This window comes from Anaerobiospirillum thomasii, assembly GCF_900445255.1.
Classification (GTDB): Bacteria; Pseudomonadota; Gammaproteobacteria; order Enterobacterales; family Succinivibrionaceae; genus Anaerobiospirillum_A; species Anaerobiospirillum_A thomasii.
This window is the reverse complement of record NZ_UAPU01000005.1, coordinates 631530-648174: the sequence shown is the minus strand read 5'-3', so window position 1 is coordinate 648174 and position 16645 is coordinate 631530. Positions and strand designations below refer to the sequence as shown.

16 protein-coding genes are annotated in these 16645 nt (G+C 41.4%); 5 read left to right on the top strand and 11 right to left on the bottom strand.

The features are described from left to right. Positions 1-7: 7 nt before the first annotated feature. Genes DRZ93_RS03020 through DRZ93_RS03010 form a run of 3 tightly spaced genes read right to left on the bottom strand, consistent with a single transcriptional unit; the run spans position 8 to position 2901 of the window. Positions 8-1069, bottom strand: coding sequence for a thiamine pyrophosphate-dependent enzyme (locus tag DRZ93_RS03020; RefSeq protein WP_113744659.1), 1062 nt, complete (start codon positions 1067-1069; stop codon positions 8-10). A 13-nt stretch (positions 1070-1082) separates the two neighbouring features. Then, on the bottom strand, positions 1083-2330 hold the full coding sequence (locus DRZ93_RS03015; RefSeq protein ID WP_113745793.1) for a transketolase C-terminal domain-containing protein: 1248 nt from the start codon (positions 2328-2330) through the stop codon (positions 1083-1085). Next, positions 2323-2901, bottom strand: coding sequence for a 2-oxoacid:acceptor oxidoreductase family protein (locus tag DRZ93_RS03010; RefSeq protein ID WP_113744657.1), 579 nt, complete (start codon positions 2899-2901; stop codon positions 2323-2325). The genes DRZ93_RS03015 and DRZ93_RS03010 overlap by 8 nt, the downstream gene beginning before the upstream one ends. Before the next feature lie 446 nt (positions 2902-3347). On the opposite strand from DRZ93_RS03010, the gene DRZ93_RS03005 reads away from it, so the two are divergent. The 5 genes from DRZ93_RS03005 to DRZ93_RS02985 all read left to right on the top strand — a co-directional run bounded on the left by DRZ93_RS03005 (position 3348) and on the right by DRZ93_RS02985 (position 8288). Next, positions 3348-4346 (top strand): ROK family protein, encoded by a 999-nt coding sequence (locus DRZ93_RS03005; RefSeq protein WP_113744656.1) that lies wholly within the window; start codon positions 3348-3350, stop codon positions 4344-4346. A 230-nt stretch (positions 4347-4576) separates the two neighbouring features. After that, the gene (locus DRZ93_RS03000) at positions 4577-5542 is read left to right on the top strand and encodes a WYL domain-containing protein (RefSeq protein ID WP_172458007.1); all 966 of its coding nucleotides are present in this window, start codon (positions 4577-4579) and stop codon (positions 5540-5542) included. 193 nt (positions 5543-5735) lie between these two features. After that, positions 5736-6941: a multidrug effflux MFS transporter gene (locus DRZ93_RS02995; protein ID WP_113745792.1), complete on the top strand. Its 1206-nt coding sequence runs from the start codon at positions 5736-5738 to the stop codon at positions 6939-6941. Positions 6942-7020: 79 nt separating this feature from the next. Further along, a complete protein-coding gene (locus tag DRZ93_RS02990) occupies positions 7021-7731 on the top strand; it encodes a DsbA family protein (protein ID WP_113745791.1) in 711 nt (236 codons plus the stop codon). Positions 7732-7739: 8 nt separating this feature from the next. Further along, positions 7740-8288: a hypothetical protein gene (locus DRZ93_RS02985; RefSeq protein WP_113745790.1), complete on the top strand. Its 549-nt coding sequence runs from the start codon at positions 7740-7742 to the stop codon at positions 8286-8288. A gap of 86 nt (positions 8289-8374) precedes the next feature. Here the strand turns inward: DRZ93_RS02985 and DRZ93_RS02980 are convergent, their stop codons facing one another. The 8 genes from DRZ93_RS02980 to DRZ93_RS02950 form a co-directional block, all read right to left on the bottom strand. Beyond that, the gene (locus DRZ93_RS02980; protein WP_113744651.1) at positions 8375-9787 is read right to left on the bottom strand and encodes an MATE family efflux transporter; all 1413 of its coding nucleotides are present in this window, start codon (positions 9785-9787) and stop codon (positions 8375-8377) included. Positions 9788-10189: 402 nt separating this feature from the next. Further along, positions 10190-11188: an SLAC1 anion channel family protein gene (locus DRZ93_RS02975; protein ID WP_113745789.1), complete on the bottom strand. Its 999-nt coding sequence runs from the start codon at positions 11186-11188 to the stop codon at positions 10190-10192. Between the two features lie 328 nt (positions 11189-11516). Beyond that, positions 11517-13544, bottom strand: coding sequence for a methionine--tRNA ligase (gene metG, locus DRZ93_RS02970; protein ID WP_218564263.1), 2028 nt, complete (start codon positions 13542-13544; stop codon positions 11517-11519). 70 nt (positions 13545-13614) lie between these two features. Then, positions 13615-14499: a DMT family transporter gene (locus DRZ93_RS02965; protein ID WP_113745788.1), complete on the bottom strand. Its 885-nt coding sequence runs from the start codon at positions 14497-14499 to the stop codon at positions 13615-13617. 101 nt (positions 14500-14600) lie between these two features. Further along, a complete protein-coding gene (locus DRZ93_RS02960; protein WP_113744648.1) occupies positions 14601-14978 on the bottom strand; it encodes a hypothetical protein in 378 nt (125 codons plus the stop codon). 111 nt (positions 14979-15089) lie between these two features. After that, positions 15090-15662 (bottom strand): superoxide dismutase, encoded by a 573-nt coding sequence (locus DRZ93_RS02955; protein WP_113745787.1) that lies wholly within the window; start codon positions 15660-15662, stop codon positions 15090-15092. 237 nt (positions 15663-15899) lie between these two features. Then, positions 15900-16070: a hypothetical protein gene (locus tag DRZ93_RS13500; RefSeq protein ID WP_172458006.1), complete on the bottom strand. Its 171-nt coding sequence runs from the start codon at positions 16068-16070 to the stop codon at positions 15900-15902. A gap of 338 nt (positions 16071-16408) precedes the next feature. Next, positions 16409-16597, bottom strand: coding sequence for a hypothetical protein (locus DRZ93_RS02950; protein ID WP_146741086.1), 189 nt, complete (start codon positions 16595-16597; stop codon positions 16409-16411). Positions 16598-16645: the final 48 nt, after the last annotated feature.

Here is a 16645-nt window from a genome sequence, read left to right as displayed (position 1 = left end):
CAAGCTCCTATAACATGTTCTCTTTACGCTCGAAAGCCTGAACAGCGGTTGGGCTCTCCTGTACGCTGTCGCTCATCAGACCAAACTGCTTGATGTTCTCATCGCACATAGCCTGTAACTGAGCTAAGATCTTAGGATCGGCCTTCTTGCCGGTTAAGTGAGCATAACGTCTCTGAAGCTTTAAGTAGTTCTCAACTGGCTGCTTCTGACGAATATGACGTACTGAGGTTACCTTGCCGTATTCTGCCTCAAATACTGGGTAGAAACCGGTCTCGCAGGCAAGACGGGCTACTGTAACAGTAGATGAAGAGGCACAGCCCCAGCCTAATGGGCATGGAACAAGAATCTGAATATAACGAGCGCCGTGGTATGACATGGCCTTCTCAACCTTGTACTCAAGATCCTTTAAGTCAGCAACAGTTGCAGTTGCTACGTAAGGAATACCGTGAGCCATGGCGATAAGAGGAACGTTCTTACCCTTACCAAAGTCAGCACCTGGGTGCTCACCTACTAACTGAGTGGTGGCAGTACGGGCTGCAGGTGGGGTAGCTGATGAACGCTGTACACCGGTGTTCATGTAGGCTTCGTTGTCGTAGCAGATGTAAAGAACATCGTCATTACGCTCAAACATACCTGAGAGTGGACCAAAACCGATATCGGTGGTACCACCGTCACCGCCCTGGGCAATAACGCGGGCTACAGTGTCGCTGCCGGTCATCTTGGCACGGATGCGGGCTGCTGCAGCTAAACCTGTACCAACAGCTGCGGCGTTACCAAAGAGTGAGTGAATCCATGGTAATTTCCATGCTGATTCTGGATATGGGGTAGAGAATACCTCAAGACAGCCTGTGGCATTACATACAATCAGCTGATTGTTGGTAGCGCGCATAGCTGTGTCGATGGCATAACGTGCACCTAATGCCTCACCACAGCCCTGACAGGCTCTGTGGCCTGAGTTCAGAGAGTTGTTACGCTCTGTTGAGGCCTGTTCTGCACGCATTGATGGATTTAGCAGACGGTTACCGATTGTGTTTGAACCTGTCTGATAGAAATTAATCTTTTCTAACATGGACTTCTCCTAATTAGGCCTTCTTAATGCTGTCAAGAACAGCGCTCTCAGAAATAGGGCCTTCAGCAAATTCAACACCCTCTGACTTCTTGAGGTACTCATTTAAAGTACTGCTGTCTACGTCAAACCATGTGATTTCGTCAGTAAACTTGTTGTTTAATGCGCCATCAACAATGCCCTTGATGGTTGAGCCTAAAATAGCACGACCGCCAAGACCAGCAATTACGGTACGGATCTCAGTATCGCAACCCTTCATTGAGCGCTCAACCTCAGGACCGATGATACCGCGTGCGCCAAATGAGAATGCTCTTTCAACGCAGATGACCTTCTTGGTATCGCCAATAGCCTTACGCATAGCCTCGTAAGGGAATGGACGATAGGATTTGAGAGAAATGATACCGGCCTTGATGCCCTGCTTGGCAAGCTCATCTACAGCATCCTTGGCAGTACCAACAGAAGAACCCATGATAACGAGCTTAACATCGGCATCTTCACAGTTGTAGCAGTCAAGCAGACCACCTGAATTTCTGCCGGTGAGCTCACGGTACTCTTTAGTTACCTCTTCAATTACGTCAATAGCCTTTAACATCTTGCGGTGCTGCAGCAGACGTACTTCAGTAAAGGCCTCAGGACCAACCATGGCACCCATGGAAATAGGTTCGTTTGGATCTAAGAACTCCTGTGGCTCATAGGTCTTTAAGAACTTGTCAACAAGTTCCTGCTCTGGAACATCAAGACGCTCGAAAGCGTGAGTTAATACGAAACCGTCCATACATACCATAACTGGCAGACCTACCTTCTCGGCGATCTTAAAGGCCATAATATGGGTATCAAGAGCATCCTGGTTTGACTCGCAGAATAACTGCAGCCAGCCTGAATCACGCTGTGACAGTGAGTCTGAGTGATCGTTCCAGATGTTAATTGGAGCGCCGATAGCACGTGAGGCCACAGTCATAACAATAGGCAGGCCTAAACCTGAGGCATTGTATACAGCCTCGGCCATGAAGAGCAGACCCTGTGATGCAGTTGCAGTATAGGTACGAACACCACCTGCTGATGCACCGATAGAAACTGACAGAGCTGAGAACTCTGATTCTACGTTGATGAACTCGCAGTTCTCAAGCTTGCCCTGCTTAACAAGCTTACCAACATTTTCTACGATGTGGGTTTGTGGAGAAATAGGATATGCACAAACAACACCTGGACGACATAAGGCAACTGCCTCAGCAATACCTAGAGAACCTTCGATCTGCTTAAGCATTTTGGCCTCCGTTCTTATTCTCTATAATGTAGTTATAAGCAAGTGCGGCAGTTTCTGCGTTTGCATCACCTACCTTGCCTGGGTAACGTGCCTGGAATGCCTTCTGCACACTCTCAAGCTTGAATACGCCGGTGGCGGCTGCTAATGCTGCAAGCATAGGAGCACCTGGGAGTGGGCGACCAATCTTCTGCATAGCAAAGTCAGTTGCAGGAACAGTAATAACGTGACCTGCAGGCAGCTTCTTGACAAGCTCAGGTACAATTTCCTCAGCTGGATCTGCAGAGTTGATAATGGCATAGCCTTCTGGGTGCAGACCTGAGAATACGTCCATAACTGACAGCAGAGTACGATCCTGAACTACTACTGCATTTGGCTCTAAAATAGGCTCATGAGTACGAATTTCCTTGTCATCAATTCGGGCATAGGCTACAACTGGGGCACCTGTACGCTCTGAACCAAAGCTAGGAAATGCCTGAGCATGGTGTTCCTCATAGAAAGCGGCTAAAGATAACATCTCAGCTGCTGTAACAACACCTTGACCTCCACGGCCGTGTAATCTTATCTGAAGCAAAATAGGCTCCTTAAAGTTTGCAAGTGCAATCCTAACCGTCATTTCACTTTATAACTGAAATGACGCCTCTTCTGAGTAAATATAAAAATCACTCAAAGGCACTTCATGTTCCAAAACAGAAAAACCTTAACGAACAATATTAGGGTATTTTTATAATTTGTCCATAAAAATGGCGTTTTTACACAGTTTTTAGGATTTTTTTAAGGTTAAAAAATGTAAATATTTTGTTAAAAATGTGCGCTATATCACGCTAAAAATTATACATACTATACGTATATTTTTTATACGTAGGTTAATTTTACATTTAAGAAAGCTTATTTATAATATGTATGACAAGTGTTAGCTAATGCTAATTTTATGCATGACACTATAAGACTCTTGAGTTGTATAAAAAAATTTACTAATATTAAACTCAATTTATTAAGCTAGTTTAAAAAGGTTTTGACATGCTTCTAAAAAATCAGTCAATTACTGGCCATCAGATACGTGAGCAGAATCTGCTGACCTTAAGAAGAGCGTTGCACAAAGAGCAGGTGGCAACCATATCATGCCTTAAGGAACTGACAGGTCTTAGCGTGGTAACCATCAATAAACTGATAATGTCACTGCTTGAGACAGGAGAGATTACACAGGGCGAGCTTGTATCAACCTCAGGTGGCCGTCCTGCTGCCTCATTTAGATATAATGCCACGCATAAACTCATGCTTATCATATCATGCTATCAGAGAGCCGGAAATGACTATGCCTGCTACAGTGTGCATGATTTATTTGGCGAGTGTATAGAAAGACGCGAGGAGCTTTTATCTAAAATCCATACTGATGAGTTTAGAATAGGTATAGAAAGAGTGCTTGATCTTTACTCAAAAGTTGCCATCATCGGTATTTCCATGCCATCAGATACCATAGGCGGCCGTGTGGCTTCGGCTTTGCGTCATGATCCGCGCTCCAAGCGCCTGGCGCAGCATCTGCAAAAAAGATTTAATGTACCTGTCTTTTTTGAAACTGACATCAATGCAGCCACATTAGGCTGTCATGCCCGCTATCCAAATCATCATTATGTCTCTGGTGTGGTTTTGGTGCCAGGACGCGCTCCTGCCTGCGGCTTTTGCTATCAGGGCAGTCTGCTGCGCGGCAAGGACGGTATGGCAGGAGAAATACGCTATTTTCCTATGTACAATGATATGGGCGTTCTGCCTGTTGACCCTCTGCAGGCTGATGAACTTGCCCAGCGCACCATACGGGCTGTGATGTGTGTCCTAAATCCATCATTGATGGTTGTATATACAGAAACACTAAAGAGCGGTATTGCCGAGAGAATGAAAAAGCGCTTTAGCTCGGAGGCCGAGATTGCCTTTATGCCTAAAATAGAGATCAACTCAAAGATCAGAGATGATATTGTAAGTGGTATGATAATTCTGTGTCTTGAAAAGTTAGCCAAACTTTAAGAGAAGGTGCCGCATAAAGTTTATATTCAGTAAAAACAATGAATTTATTAATTAATTTTATGATTTATAAACATATTTTTAAATGGCACTTGCAAAAAGGTTTAAATTATATATCTTATAATTTAAAAAAATAAAAGGGTCTGTTCATAATCTACTATATATCATATCAATAAATACTATAAATGACTGATGTAGGACTGACCTTAGATTTTTCAGATAAGGAATATACAATGCTAAGCGATAATGATGATAATTACTCATCAGCCAATAAATGGAATCAGGCAAGGCGACTTGAATTTATTGATTTCAGATTAGGCTGTGACGGCAAGGTCAATCGTAAGGATCTGGTGGAGTTTTTTAATATATCCATTCCGCAGGCCTCACTTGATTTATCCAAATACAACGAGCTAGTGGCTGACTCAAGCCCGCCACGCAAGAATCTTGTGTATGACAGACATCTTAAATTCTATATCAAAACACCAGATTACAGACCGCTTTTTCCTAAGATCTGCTCACCTGAGAACTATCTTAATGATCTTCTGTCTCTTGCCAGTGGCGATCTGGTAAAAAGCCGTAATTTCTTTGGCTTTGTGCCAAATGTAGGTATGGCTGCCTTCAATCCTCCGCGCCGTAATATTTCAGCTGAGGTTTTATATAATCTGCTTGAGGCCATACGTACTCAAAAGGCATTGCATATATCCTATTATTCGCTTACATCCTCAAAACACTCAGATCAGCTAATAGCTCCGCATGGTCTTGCCTTTGACGGTATGCGCTGGCATGTCAGAGCCTACTGCTATGATCGTCATGACTTTAGAGATTATGTGCTCTCGCGTATTATAAAATGCTCAGAGCCATCTATTCAGGCTCCAAATGATCGCTATACCTTAACCTCTGGTGGTGAGACTGTGGAGGTTGGTACTTCAGGACGTGATGATAAAGCTTGGAATGAGCTTGTGGATCTAGTGCTAAAGGCCAATCCTGAGCTGCCAGAGCTTACACGCAAGGCCATTGAATTTGACTATGGCATGGGAGATAAGGGCTATATTATCTATCCATGCCGTCGTGCTCTTTTATTCTATGCCCTGCAGTATCTGCGCCTGACCGAGGCTGACAAGGCACTGCCTGCCATATATCGTCAGATTGTGCTTGATAATGAGGCCGAGGTTATAAGACGCATGAATGGTGGCAATTAAAGAGCCAGATTAATATCAGCTTTTCTTTTATAAAGTTAAAAAGTTAGATTTTATACAGTAAAAAGGGTGCACCCTGTGCCTCAAATGTGTGCCCAAAGCTTGCAGTATGGCATACAGACGTAAAATTAATACTGTTTTTACTGAAGATTTTTAATTTTTTTCTTAAAATACCTTCACTTGATGTGGAGGTATTATGCAAGCTAAACACAGATCCTTTGAATATATAATCTATATCATTGTTCTTGGTATGCTCACAGCCTTTGGGCCTGTGTGCACCGATCTGTATCTGCCTGCCTTTCCTATAATCTCAGTGTATCTAGACACCACCCCGTCACTTGTTGGTCTGACACTTACAGCCAACTTTTTAGGCCTGGCATTAGGGCAGATTTTTATAGGACCTCTGTCAGATTATTATGGCAGGCGCAAACCTCTTTTAATCTCGCTTGTGGTTTTTATTGTCGCCTCTTTTTTGTGTGCAAGTACCAATAATATCTATCTGCTTATTCTCTATAGATTTTTTCAGGGTTTAGCTGGGGCAGGAGGCCTCGTGCTCTCACGCTCAATTGCCTGTGACAGATACAGCGGCTCTGAGCTTACAAGATTCATGTCACTTTTGATGTCCATAAACTCCATTGCTCCTATTGTAGGTCCGCTTTTAGGCTCCTTTATAATAAGCTTTGCCTCCTGGAATGCGATTTTTTATGTATTAACTGTCTTTGGCATAGTGCTTTATCTTTTAAGCTACAGATATGTAGAGGAGTCACTGCCTGATAATATGCGTCAGGATAGTCTGTCTCAGTCAATAAAGGCTATGGGGCATGAGCTTTTAAATAGGAGGTTTTTATATCTGGTGCTCTCTATGGCCTTTATTATGGGCGGCTTTTTTGCCTATCTGGCCGCATCGCCATTTATTTTACAGAAAATCTATGGCTTTAGTGCCTATGACTATGCTCTGATCTTTGGTTTAAATTCCATTGCCATTACTCTTTGTGCCTTTATCTCAGGCCGACTGAGTATGCGCCTTGGTGATAGTTCTCTTGTGTATGTTTCACTCTTTGTTTTAAGCATAGCCTCACTGCTAATGCTCTCAATTGTCTATTTTGATCTAAAAGATCCTGTCTACATGCTCTTAGCCATGCTTATGGCAGTATCTATGGTAGGTATGTCTCAAAGCCCGGGCTTTTCTCTGGTAATGCAGAGCAAAAAGGGTGGCTCAGGTGCCGCCTCTGGCATCTTTGGTGTCACCATCTTTATCTTTGGGGCCATAAGCACCTCACTTGCCACCATTATGGGTGAGTCAGTGCTGCCGCTTGCCATTATTCTTTCCATAACCACCATAATTTCACTTGTGCTTTTTGTAATGGCTCTTAAAACAGGCAAGGAGAGCCATATAAGCTGATATTATTTTGCCTGTGCAGTTGTAATTTGCTTTTTGTGTGTAACAATAGATCTGTATTGTTGATAAAGGGATAAAAATCGTGAAAAAAATCATAAGCGCACTGTCTATTGTTGCCTGTATGAGCACCGCTATGGCTGCAGATAATTTTACTGTAGATGAAAAGGCTCAGATTGAGCAGATAGTTCATAACTATATTGTAAGCCACCCTGAGGTTTTAATTGAAGCTCAGGAGAAACTTGAGGCACAGTATTCACAGATGATGGCTCAGGCTATACCAAAGGCAGCTGAGGCTTTTATCAATGATCCTGATACTCCTAAATTTGGCAATAAGGATTCAAAGCATTATGTAATTGAGTTTTTTGACTACAACTGCGGCTACTGCAAAACTGTAAGACCGCATATTGCCAAATATGTAAAGGAAAAAGATGCACTTTTAGTGCTTATTGAATATCCAATTCTCTCACAGATAAGTGTCAAGGCTTCAGCCATTGGTCTTGCATTGCACAGCGTGGATAAGGATAAGTATTATAAATACCAGGAATATTTAATGAGCTCGAAGGAGAAGATTACCTCAGAGGCTCAGCTTAAAGAGGCTGTAGCCAAGGCCGGTGGTAATTTTGGCGAGCTTATTGAGATTGTAAAAGATCCAAAAATTCAGAATATGCTCAAGAAAAATATGATTCAGGGTCAGAGCATTGGCGTTATGGGTACACCATTTTTCATTATTGACGGCAAAGCTATACGCGGCGCTATAAGATCATATGAGGATCTGCTGCAAAGATTAGAGTAGGACTGTCTATGTGGTGGATAGCACTGGCCATTGCTGTGCCTTTTTTATTTATTATAGGCACTACATACTCGGCCATTAAAGAGCAAAAAAGACTTGAAGAGGGCGCATTAAAAGATGTGCTCTCTGAGCGTCAGAAAAAGCGCCTTGAGCACTATAAGCTGAAATCTGGCCAAAAAAAGAGCGATAAGAGGACAGATCCTGTCCCATCAGATGCGTCTGAGTCTTTTGTGGCCAAAGAGGTACTAGGCAGGCGCGATCCTGTCAATAAAAACCTAAGCCCTGAAAAGCAGCAGGCTATATTAAAAATTGATGCGCTTATAGACTCACTTGATAATAAGCACGATGATAAAGAGCTGCCTGATTTGAGCCCTGATTGTGCTGATAAGAGCATTACTTGTGATCTTAAAGACAGTATAAGTGACAGTGAGTCAGAAGATACAAGTCAAAGTGCTGATGATGCAGATGCTGATATCTACAGCATGGATACAAGTGCCTCAAGTATACAGAAAAGTCTGGATGAGGCTTTATCCTTTGTTGAAGATGACAAAAAGCTCTGAGTTTATAGTATTAAACAATTTGAGTTTAATGTTATAAAAAAATCCTGGGCTATATCTCAAGCTCAGGATTTTTTTTGCCATATACCTTATATCTGCAGATTCATGCCAGATGGCAGGGCTCTTTTTCTAAAGAGCATGACAAGTCGTGTAATATAGATTATTGCTGCTGTCACAAGACCGCAGATAAAGCCAAGCCAGAAGCCTGTAGCTGCAATTTTCTGTCCTGTTATATAGCCATAGGCAAGACCATAACCAATTGGCATGGCAATAAACCAGTAGGCTACCACTGTCACTATAAAGATGGTCTTTGAGTCCTTAAAGCCGCGCAGTACGCCAATGGCAAGTACCTGCAGCGTATCTGGCAGCATATAAAGACAGCACAAAAAGACTAAAAGTGAGGCTATCTCATGCACCTTAGGATCTTGAGTGTAGAGAGAGATAATGTCTTCTTTAAAGAGCAGCACACAACTAAAGCTTAATAAAAAGAAGACAAAGCCCATACAAAAGACACTGTATGTGGTTCTTAGTGCTCTGTGCCAGTGGATACAGCCCATAGCCTCTCCTACACGTATGGTGGCACATGAGGCAAGAGAGAGCGGTATCATAAATAATAAGCCTGAGATATTAAGGGCAATGGAGTGAGCTCCTACCACTACAGGACCAAATGGACTTAAAAAGAAGGAGACCAGTGAAAAACAGGCAACTTCAATGGTGGTGGACAGACCAAGAGGTAGACCCAATTTTAAAAAGGCTTTTACATCATCTGTGTCAATTGAATAGATCTGACGGTACAGACGATACTTTTCATAAAATTTAGCTCTCTGAGTGTAGATGAACATCAGTGCTGTGGTTATATAAATAGTTACAGTGGTGGCTATACCGCAGCCCACACCGCCAAAGGCCGGCATGCCAAGCTTACCGAAAATAAAGATATAGTTTAAAGGTATATTGATAATAAGGGCAATAAAGCCAAAGATCAGGGTTGGTATGGTAGTGCCAAGCCCCTCACAGTAGGCACGCAGAATATTAAAGAGAGTAAAGCCTGGAATACCTATGGCTATGGCATACAGATAACCTGTGGCCACATTTATCATATCCTGGTTGATATCACTTGTAAGCTTATAGATATTGGGCATAAGAGCTACAAGTATGGCTATGACAACAGAGATAGATATACAGATAACTGTAGCCGTATGCAGACTTTTAGGTATTTTATCTATAGCACCAGATCCGCGCAGCTGAGCTACAATAGGCTGAATGGCAAAGCTCATGCCTACAACAAACAGCAAAGCAGGCCAGAAAAAGGAGCTGCCAATGGCCACGCCGCTAAGTTCAATAGTTCCTGCCCATCCGGCCATAACTGTATCTACCACACCCATTGAAGTCTGGGCCAGCTGTCCTAAAAGTACTGGTAGAAAAAGCTTGAATAAACGTCTAAATTCAGTGCTATAGCTCGGGACAATTTCACAAGAGACAGCTTTATCAGCAACCTCTGACATATAAACTCCACAAAGCAAAATAATTGAAAATTAAGAATTTTATGAGATGCAATCTGCTATATTATCACAAAATTTATTTATGCAATATTTTTGTAAGAAAAATACGCTTATAATAAATAAAAATATACTCTTTAAAATATAAATCACTGTTATTTAACGATAAATTTTAAATATAAAAATATCATATAAAGTCCATAATCTTAAAATAAAAGATCTGAATAGGGATTTTTGCATGTTTAAAAATGCAGTTTTAGAAATTTGTCCTTATCTTACTTTTAATCTCTATATCGAGGCTTTAAATTAAAAGTTTACAGAAGACTTGAAGCTTAAGTAAAAGAAAAAGCCTGCAGCCACTGTCTACAGGCTGTAAAGTCAGTACGGCATAAGTGATTATAATTATAGTTATTCAGGTACGCAGATTTTACCCTGTGCAATTAAGATGGCTGTTCTTACAGTAAGATACACAATAAGCAGGGCAAAGAGTGCAAAAAGAACATAATCTATAATCTGCATCAAAGGCATATAGGCAGGATCGATAAATAAAGGTACAAGCTTTTTAGTGGCCAGAATAAAGGCTGCTACAGGGAAGGAATAGGCCCAGGCTGAGAGGAAAAACGGTGCCTTGATAAATCTTTTGATATTGCACAGTAAAAATACAAATATAAACCAGGCAATGCCATAGAGCATAAGTACTACAGGATTGGCTGGAGCATTAGGCTCCGCAAAGCCTGCATCAATTGCATTGTAGGATAGTGCTGCAACTGATGGCGGTGCGAGCATAATGCAGAGCATTGGCACAAGCTTTGGTGGCAGAGGATCATGAAAGACCAGTCTGTAGAGCAGTATGGTAAAGAGTAAAATCCAGAAGATAAAGCCTATAGGATAGGCAATAGCACTGATAAAGACATGATTAAGCTGCATGCCGGCCATAGGTACAATAAGAGGTCCTGCTACAGGAATAAACCAGGCTGGATTGACATGATTGATATTAAAACTCTTGTGCACCAGGGAGTTTAGTACAAAAAGCGTAAGAATTAACTGCAGTGTACAGCCTGTAAGCCAGATATACAGAGCAAAATCATAATGGATCCACATTGAAGATAAAAGCAGCAGTGATATGGAAAAAGCCGGGAAGAAGCTTAATTTGACAGGATGGCTAGCCTCCTGCTTTACAGCCTCTGGATATTTAACGATTTTTAGCGCATACAAAAGCGTAAGAATAACAAAGACGGCACTTGCAAAAATGCCGGTCATAAGATTTAAAGTCTCATTGCCAATAACAGCATGACAGGTAAGAGCAAAGCCTGATAGTCCCATAACAATGGCATACATATTGATTGGAAAGTGCCTGAGTCTTGGCTCTGTTGTATTGTCCATGCCTTTAGTCATCTCTTGGAGCATAATAAACCACCTTATAGGTTTTTAAATAAGATAAGCACCTGCAATATTTTTTGAATGTAGGTAAAATATAGTGAAAAAAATTGATAAAAGCAACGCAGTTAATAATTTATATGCAACAAAAGCGTATTAATCAGCCATTTGTTCAAAGATGTATCATTTTTTGCACAGTCTTAAAAACACGGGGCTGTAAGAGCATTGGCCTTTATAGAAAATGTATTTTTATATGCAAGATAGCAGATGATTACTAAGATGACTTAACATTAAAAAAGGCATCAGCTGACTGATGCCTTTGAATGGTTAAATCCTAAACAAGATCAAAGATAGCGTTTTAGTGCACTCTGTCGCCATTTTTAGCGCCACTGTCAACACCAAGCAGGAAGACCTCAGTGCCACCAGGACCTGCAGCCATTACCATGCCCTGAGACAGACCAAATTTCATCTGGCGGGCCTTAAGATTGGCAACAACTATAACCTGACGGCCTACAAGCTCCTCTGCATTTTCATAGGCAGCCTTGATGCCGGCAAAAACCTGTCTTGTCTCAAAACCAAGATCTAGCTCTAAACGTAGCAGTTTTTTAGCTCCTTCAACCTGCTCGGCCTTAAGAATAGTGGCTACACGCAGATCAATCTTGGCAAAATCATCAATACTGATTTCACTCTCTAAAGGTTCATAAGCGCTATCTGATTTAGCCTCTTTCTTGGCAGGCTCTGCTTTGGCTGCCTTGGCTAAAGCCTCTTTTTCCTCTTCAACCATGGCATCAATGCTGGCCTTTTCTATTCTGGTAAATAGTGGCTTGAACTTATTGATGCTGCAGTTTAAAAGCGGCTCATCGGCACAATCAAAACTCAGATCATTATTTAAAAAGGCTCTGGCATCAGCTGCCACATTAGGCAGAACAGGGGAGAGATAGGTAATTAAAGCCTTAAAGTAGTTAAGACCATCGGTACATACCTGATGTAGCTTTTCATTTTGGCTCTCATCTTTGGCTATAACCCATGGAGCTTCTCTGTCAATAAAGCGGTTGGCCTCATCGGCAAGAGACATAATGGCACGTATGGCATCGGCATAATTGCGACTGTCATAGCCCTTCTTAACTTCCTCTTTGATAGAGGCAAGCTTTGATTTAAGCTCCTTGTCATAACACTCAGAGGCTAAAACGCCATCAAAGCGCTTGGTGATAAAGCCTGCAGTTCTTGAGGCTAAATTTACTACCTTGCCTACAATATCTGAGTTGACTTTGGCAATAAAATCATCAAGGCTTAAATCCAGATCGACAGTGCTGTTGTTCATCTTGGAGGCAAAGTAATAGCGCAGACATTCTGGCTTTAAGTGTTTTAAATAGGTTGAGGCCTTGATAAAGGTGCCTTTTGATTTTGACATCTTGGCACCGTTGACTGTGACATAGCCATGTACAAAAATACCTGTAGGCAGACGTAAATCAGCACCATGCAGTGTGGCAGGCCAGAACAGGGAGTGGAAGTATAAAATATCCTTGCCAATAAAGTGGTACATCTCTTTATCAGAGTCTAATGAGAAATACTCATCAAAGTTGATGTTGGCTTTATCACAGTAGTTTTTAAATGAGGCCATGTAGCCAATAGGGGCATCAAGCCATACATAGAAGAACTTGTCTTTAACACCAGGGATCTCAAAGCCAAAATATGGAGCATCACGTGAGATATCCCACTGCTTGAGGCCCTGTGAGAACCACTCTTCAAGCTTGTTGGCCATCTCCACAGGCAGAGCTCCTGAATTTTTTACATAGTCATGTAAAAAGTCATTGAATTTTGGCAGATCAAAGAAATAGTGCAGAGACTCTTTTAAAACAGGAGTGGCGCCTGATACCGTTGAGTATGGATCCTTTAAATCGGTTGGAGCATAGGTGGCAGAGCAGACCTCACAGTTGTCGCCATACTGATCGGCAGCACCGCATTTAGGGCAGGTACCCTTTACAAATCTGTCTGGCAGAAACATGCCTTTTTGTGGATCGTAAAGCTGAGATATGGTCTTGGTGACAATATAGCCCTTCTCCTCAAGCTTTTTATAGATTTGCTGGGAGAATTCCTTATTTTCAGGGGAGTGGGTTTTATAATAATTGTCATAATTGATTAAAAAACCATCCATATCGGCCTTGTGCTCAATGCCAATCTGCTCGATAAGCTGCTCTGGAGTAATACCCATCTGTGAGGCCTTGATCATGACAGGAGTTCCATGGCAGTCATCGGCACATACATAATGTACTGTATGTCCAACAGCTCTTTGATATCTTACGAAAATATCTGACTGTATATGCTCAAGCATATGGCCAAGATGAATAGGACCATTGGCATAAGGTAGAGCAGATGTAACCAACATAGAACGTACTTGACTCATACTAACCTCAAAATCTTAGTGGGATAAACTTTAACATTTTAGACTAAAATCATTATTTTTTAAATGGATACTGGGCAATAATCACAGCCAAAAACATAAGCACACAGCCAATAAGCTCACGTGTATCCAGACTCTCATTTAAAAAGGTAATACCAAAGATTACAGCCATTACCGACTCTAGAGATAAAATAAGTGTGGCAACGGCAGGATTGATGCCACGCTGTCCTACCACCTGCAGAGTATAGGCAATACCGTTTGACATGATACCGGCATAAAGCATGGCAGGAGCTGCCGCCATAAGTGAGTCATAGCTTAGAGTGTTAAAGTCAAAGATAAGCATCAGGATAAGACCCATAAAAGATGCCATAAAGAACTGTCCACAGGCCAGCATTACACCATCTATGGTTTTTACAAAATGATCAATAACCATGATGTGAAAGGCAAAAGCCACAGCACAGCAGAGAATTAACAGATCGCCGCGCTCTATGGTAAAGTCCTGTTTGATGCACAAAAGATACATGCCTATGACAGCTAAAATCACACCAATCCAGATAAAACGGTTGATTTTTTTACCTACAGTAATGGAAATAAGCGGCACAAAGATAATGTACATGGAGGTAATAAAGCCTGTTTTACCTGCATCTGTGGTTACAAGGCCATATTGCTGAAAAGACTCGCCCATGATTAAAAACAGACCGCAGCTGGCAGAACCTATGAGCAGATCCTTTGTAGTATAGCTTTTCTCTTTAACCTTGTTTTTATATAAAGCTTTGATAAGAGCAATAAAAGGCAGTAAAAATAATGCTCCTATTAATGTTCTGAAAAAGGTAAAAGTAAATGGGGTGACATGATCCATGCCCACAGACTGAGCCACAAAGCCAGAGCCCCATATGGATGCTGTAAGAAACAGCAGAAAAGATTGACGCAACTGAAACATAAGATCTCCCAAAATATGAGCCTATTATGTATATTTAGAGAGAAAATGCAAAAAAAGACAGTTAATGCACTGTTTTGGAAAAAATAAGGAAAAGTGTATCTTTATTTATATGGAGCTGAGATTAAATCCACTATAAGTCTGGTCTGAAACAGACCTTTGTCCACCACACACCAGATCATATATTTTGCATCAACAAGAGGTACAATATTGGTATTACCGATATGAATAACAATACTGTCTCCTGCCTCATCCTCAAAGGTATAGTCCGTGGTATTTAACTTTTTAACAAAACTCCCCTGCAAGAGAACAAAATCCTTATCGCGGGCATTATTGAGCACACCTTTAATGGTATTAGGCTCTGTAAGCTGATCAAAGCCCAGCGGCATCTGACGCTTGGGGGCAGGACCTGAAAAGCCCTGAGGCAGACTTAAAGCCTGCGTGGCATAGGCAAGTAATGATATAAGCAATAATCTTTTCATAGTTATAACTTTATCAAAAAAAACTTAGTGCATGCATAGAAAGGATAAAAAAAAGCTCTGTATACGTATACAGAGCTTGAGTTAAATGTAAAGGAGGTTTTTAAATCTTTATTACTTGAGATTTGAAGCAACAAATTCCCAGTCGATGTACTCAACAAAGTCCTTTAAGTAGTCGGCTCTTCTGTTCTGATAGTCGAGGTAGTAGGCGTGCTCCCATACGTCAACAGTCAGAAGTGGGGTGAAACCGTCAACCATTGGATTGCCAGCATTTGAAGTGTTAACAATCTTCAGGAGGTTTGGACCTGTCTGAACCAGCCATGTCCAGCCTGAACCAAAGTTGGTGGTGGCTGAAGCAATGAATTTCTCGGCAAAGCTCTCAAATGAATCAAAGTTGGCATTGATGAGTTCTAACAGCTTGGCAGGTACTTCTTTTTTAGCGGTGCCAATGCAGTTGAAGTAGAAAGCGTGGTTCCATGCCTGAGCTGCGTTGTTGAACAGTGGACCTGAAGCAGTAGTAATGATCTCCTCTAAAGTTTTGCCTTCATAGTCAGTACCGGCAACGAGCTTGTTAGCTGTATCTATATAGGTCTGGAAGTGCTTACCGTGGTGGAAGTTGAAGGTGTTCTCTGATAAGAATGGAACAGCGGTTTTCTCAAACTTTAAAGGGGTGATTGCAAATGACATAATAGCTCCTAATCTTTATTTCTAACTTTAATGACAATAGATTAAACCTTATACAGGCAGTATACAAGCGTGTTTTATTGAAAAATTTGCATATGATAAATGTTATCTATCCTCAACATATAATATAAGTTGTGCAAGATAGATAAAAAGTGTATAGGCTCAGATTTTCAACTATAAAGCGTATGGCAAATATAAAAGGCGACTTGCGACGCCTTTTTGATAGGATCATATATTAAGTTATTTGATGTATTTTCCAATAATCTTGGCAAGCGTACCGTCTCTTTTCATTTCCTCAAGCTCATTGGTGATAAAGAAGGAATATGGGGAGTGCTTTTGCATGCCAAGAGCATACTGACAGATCTCTTTTGAATACTCCTTGTCCATGATTTCAAGATTGAATGAAGGCATAGACTGTGCAAAGTTCCCAATTACAGGTCTGTTTTAAACCATTGCATCTACCTGACCATTAGTTACATCCACAATACCTACCATAAAACTTGGTACTGTAACTACTTGAGCATTAGGCAGGGTCTTTTGCAAAAATTGAATAGCAGTAGTCCCATCAACGGCAGCTACCTAGTTCTGGCAAAAGTATTTATATCTGTAACTTTAGAGTATTTGCTCTTTGAATAGATCATAGTGATTCCTGTGTCATTGCAGACAGCAGAGTAATCAAGAAAACCGTTACGCTCCTCAGTAACTGACAGGGCATCACCTATAATATCAATTCTAAAGGCTTTGATACGCTAGACCTGATCATTGCGCAAAAGAGAAAAAATTTTGTCATCAATCAGTTTAAAACCAAAACGCTTTTGTAGCTTTCTTATAATATCCACATAAATGCCAAACGGGGTTACATAGTCACCGCTAAGGGTTGAAAATGGTGGGTTTGATGGGGCTGCTGCAACATAAAAGAAGTGTGCCGGTAAGCTCACCTTGTGTATGGGCATGCGTGAAAGACAGCATTGACAACGGGCAAAGGG

Coding starts and splice junctions, on each gene's coding strand:
- DRZ93_RS03020 (WP_113744659.1), bottom strand. CDS start 1,069: ATGTTAGAAAAGATTAATTTCTATCAGACAGGTTCAAACACAATCGGT.
- DRZ93_RS03015 (WP_113745793.1), bottom strand. CDS start 2,330: ATGCTTAAGCAGATCGAAGGTTCTCTAGGTATTGCTGAGGCAGTTGCC.
- DRZ93_RS03005 (WP_113744656.1), top strand. CDS start 3,348: ATGCTTCTAAAAAATCAGTCAATTACTGGCCATCAGATACGTGAGCAG.
- DRZ93_RS03000 (WP_172458007.1), top strand. CDS start 4,577: ATGCTAAGCGATAATGATGATAATTACTCATCAGCCAATAAATGGAAT.
- DRZ93_RS02995 (WP_113745792.1), top strand. CDS start 5,736: ATGCAAGCTAAACACAGATCCTTTGAATATATAATCTATATCATTGTT.
- DRZ93_RS02985 (WP_113745790.1), top strand. CDS start 7,740: ATGTGGTGGATAGCACTGGCCATTGCTGTGCCTTTTTTATTTATTATA.
- DRZ93_RS02980 (WP_113744651.1), bottom strand. CDS start 9,787: ATGTCAGAGGTTGCTGATAAAGCTGTCTCTTGTGAAATTGTCCCGAGC.
- DRZ93_RS02975 (WP_113745789.1), bottom strand. CDS start 11,188: ATGCTCCAAGAGATGACTAAAGGCATGGACAATACAACAGAGCCAAGA.
- metG (WP_218564263.1), bottom strand. CDS start 13,544: ATGTTGGTTACATCTGCTCTACCTTATGCCAATGGTCCTATTCATCTT.
- DRZ93_RS02965 (WP_113745788.1), bottom strand. CDS start 14,499: ATGTTTCAGTTGCGTCAATCTTTTCTGCTGTTTCTTACAGCATCCATA.
- DRZ93_RS02960 (WP_113744648.1), bottom strand. CDS start 14,978: ATGAAAAGATTATTGCTTATATCATTACTTGCCTATGCCACGCAGGCT.
- DRZ93_RS02955 (WP_113745787.1), bottom strand. CDS start 15,662: ATGTCATTTGCAATCACCCCTTTAAAGTTTGAGAAAACCGCTGTTCCA.
- DRZ93_RS13500 (WP_172458006.1), bottom strand. CDS start 16,070: ATGCCTTCATTCAATCTTGAAATCATGGACAAGGAGTATTCAAAAGAG.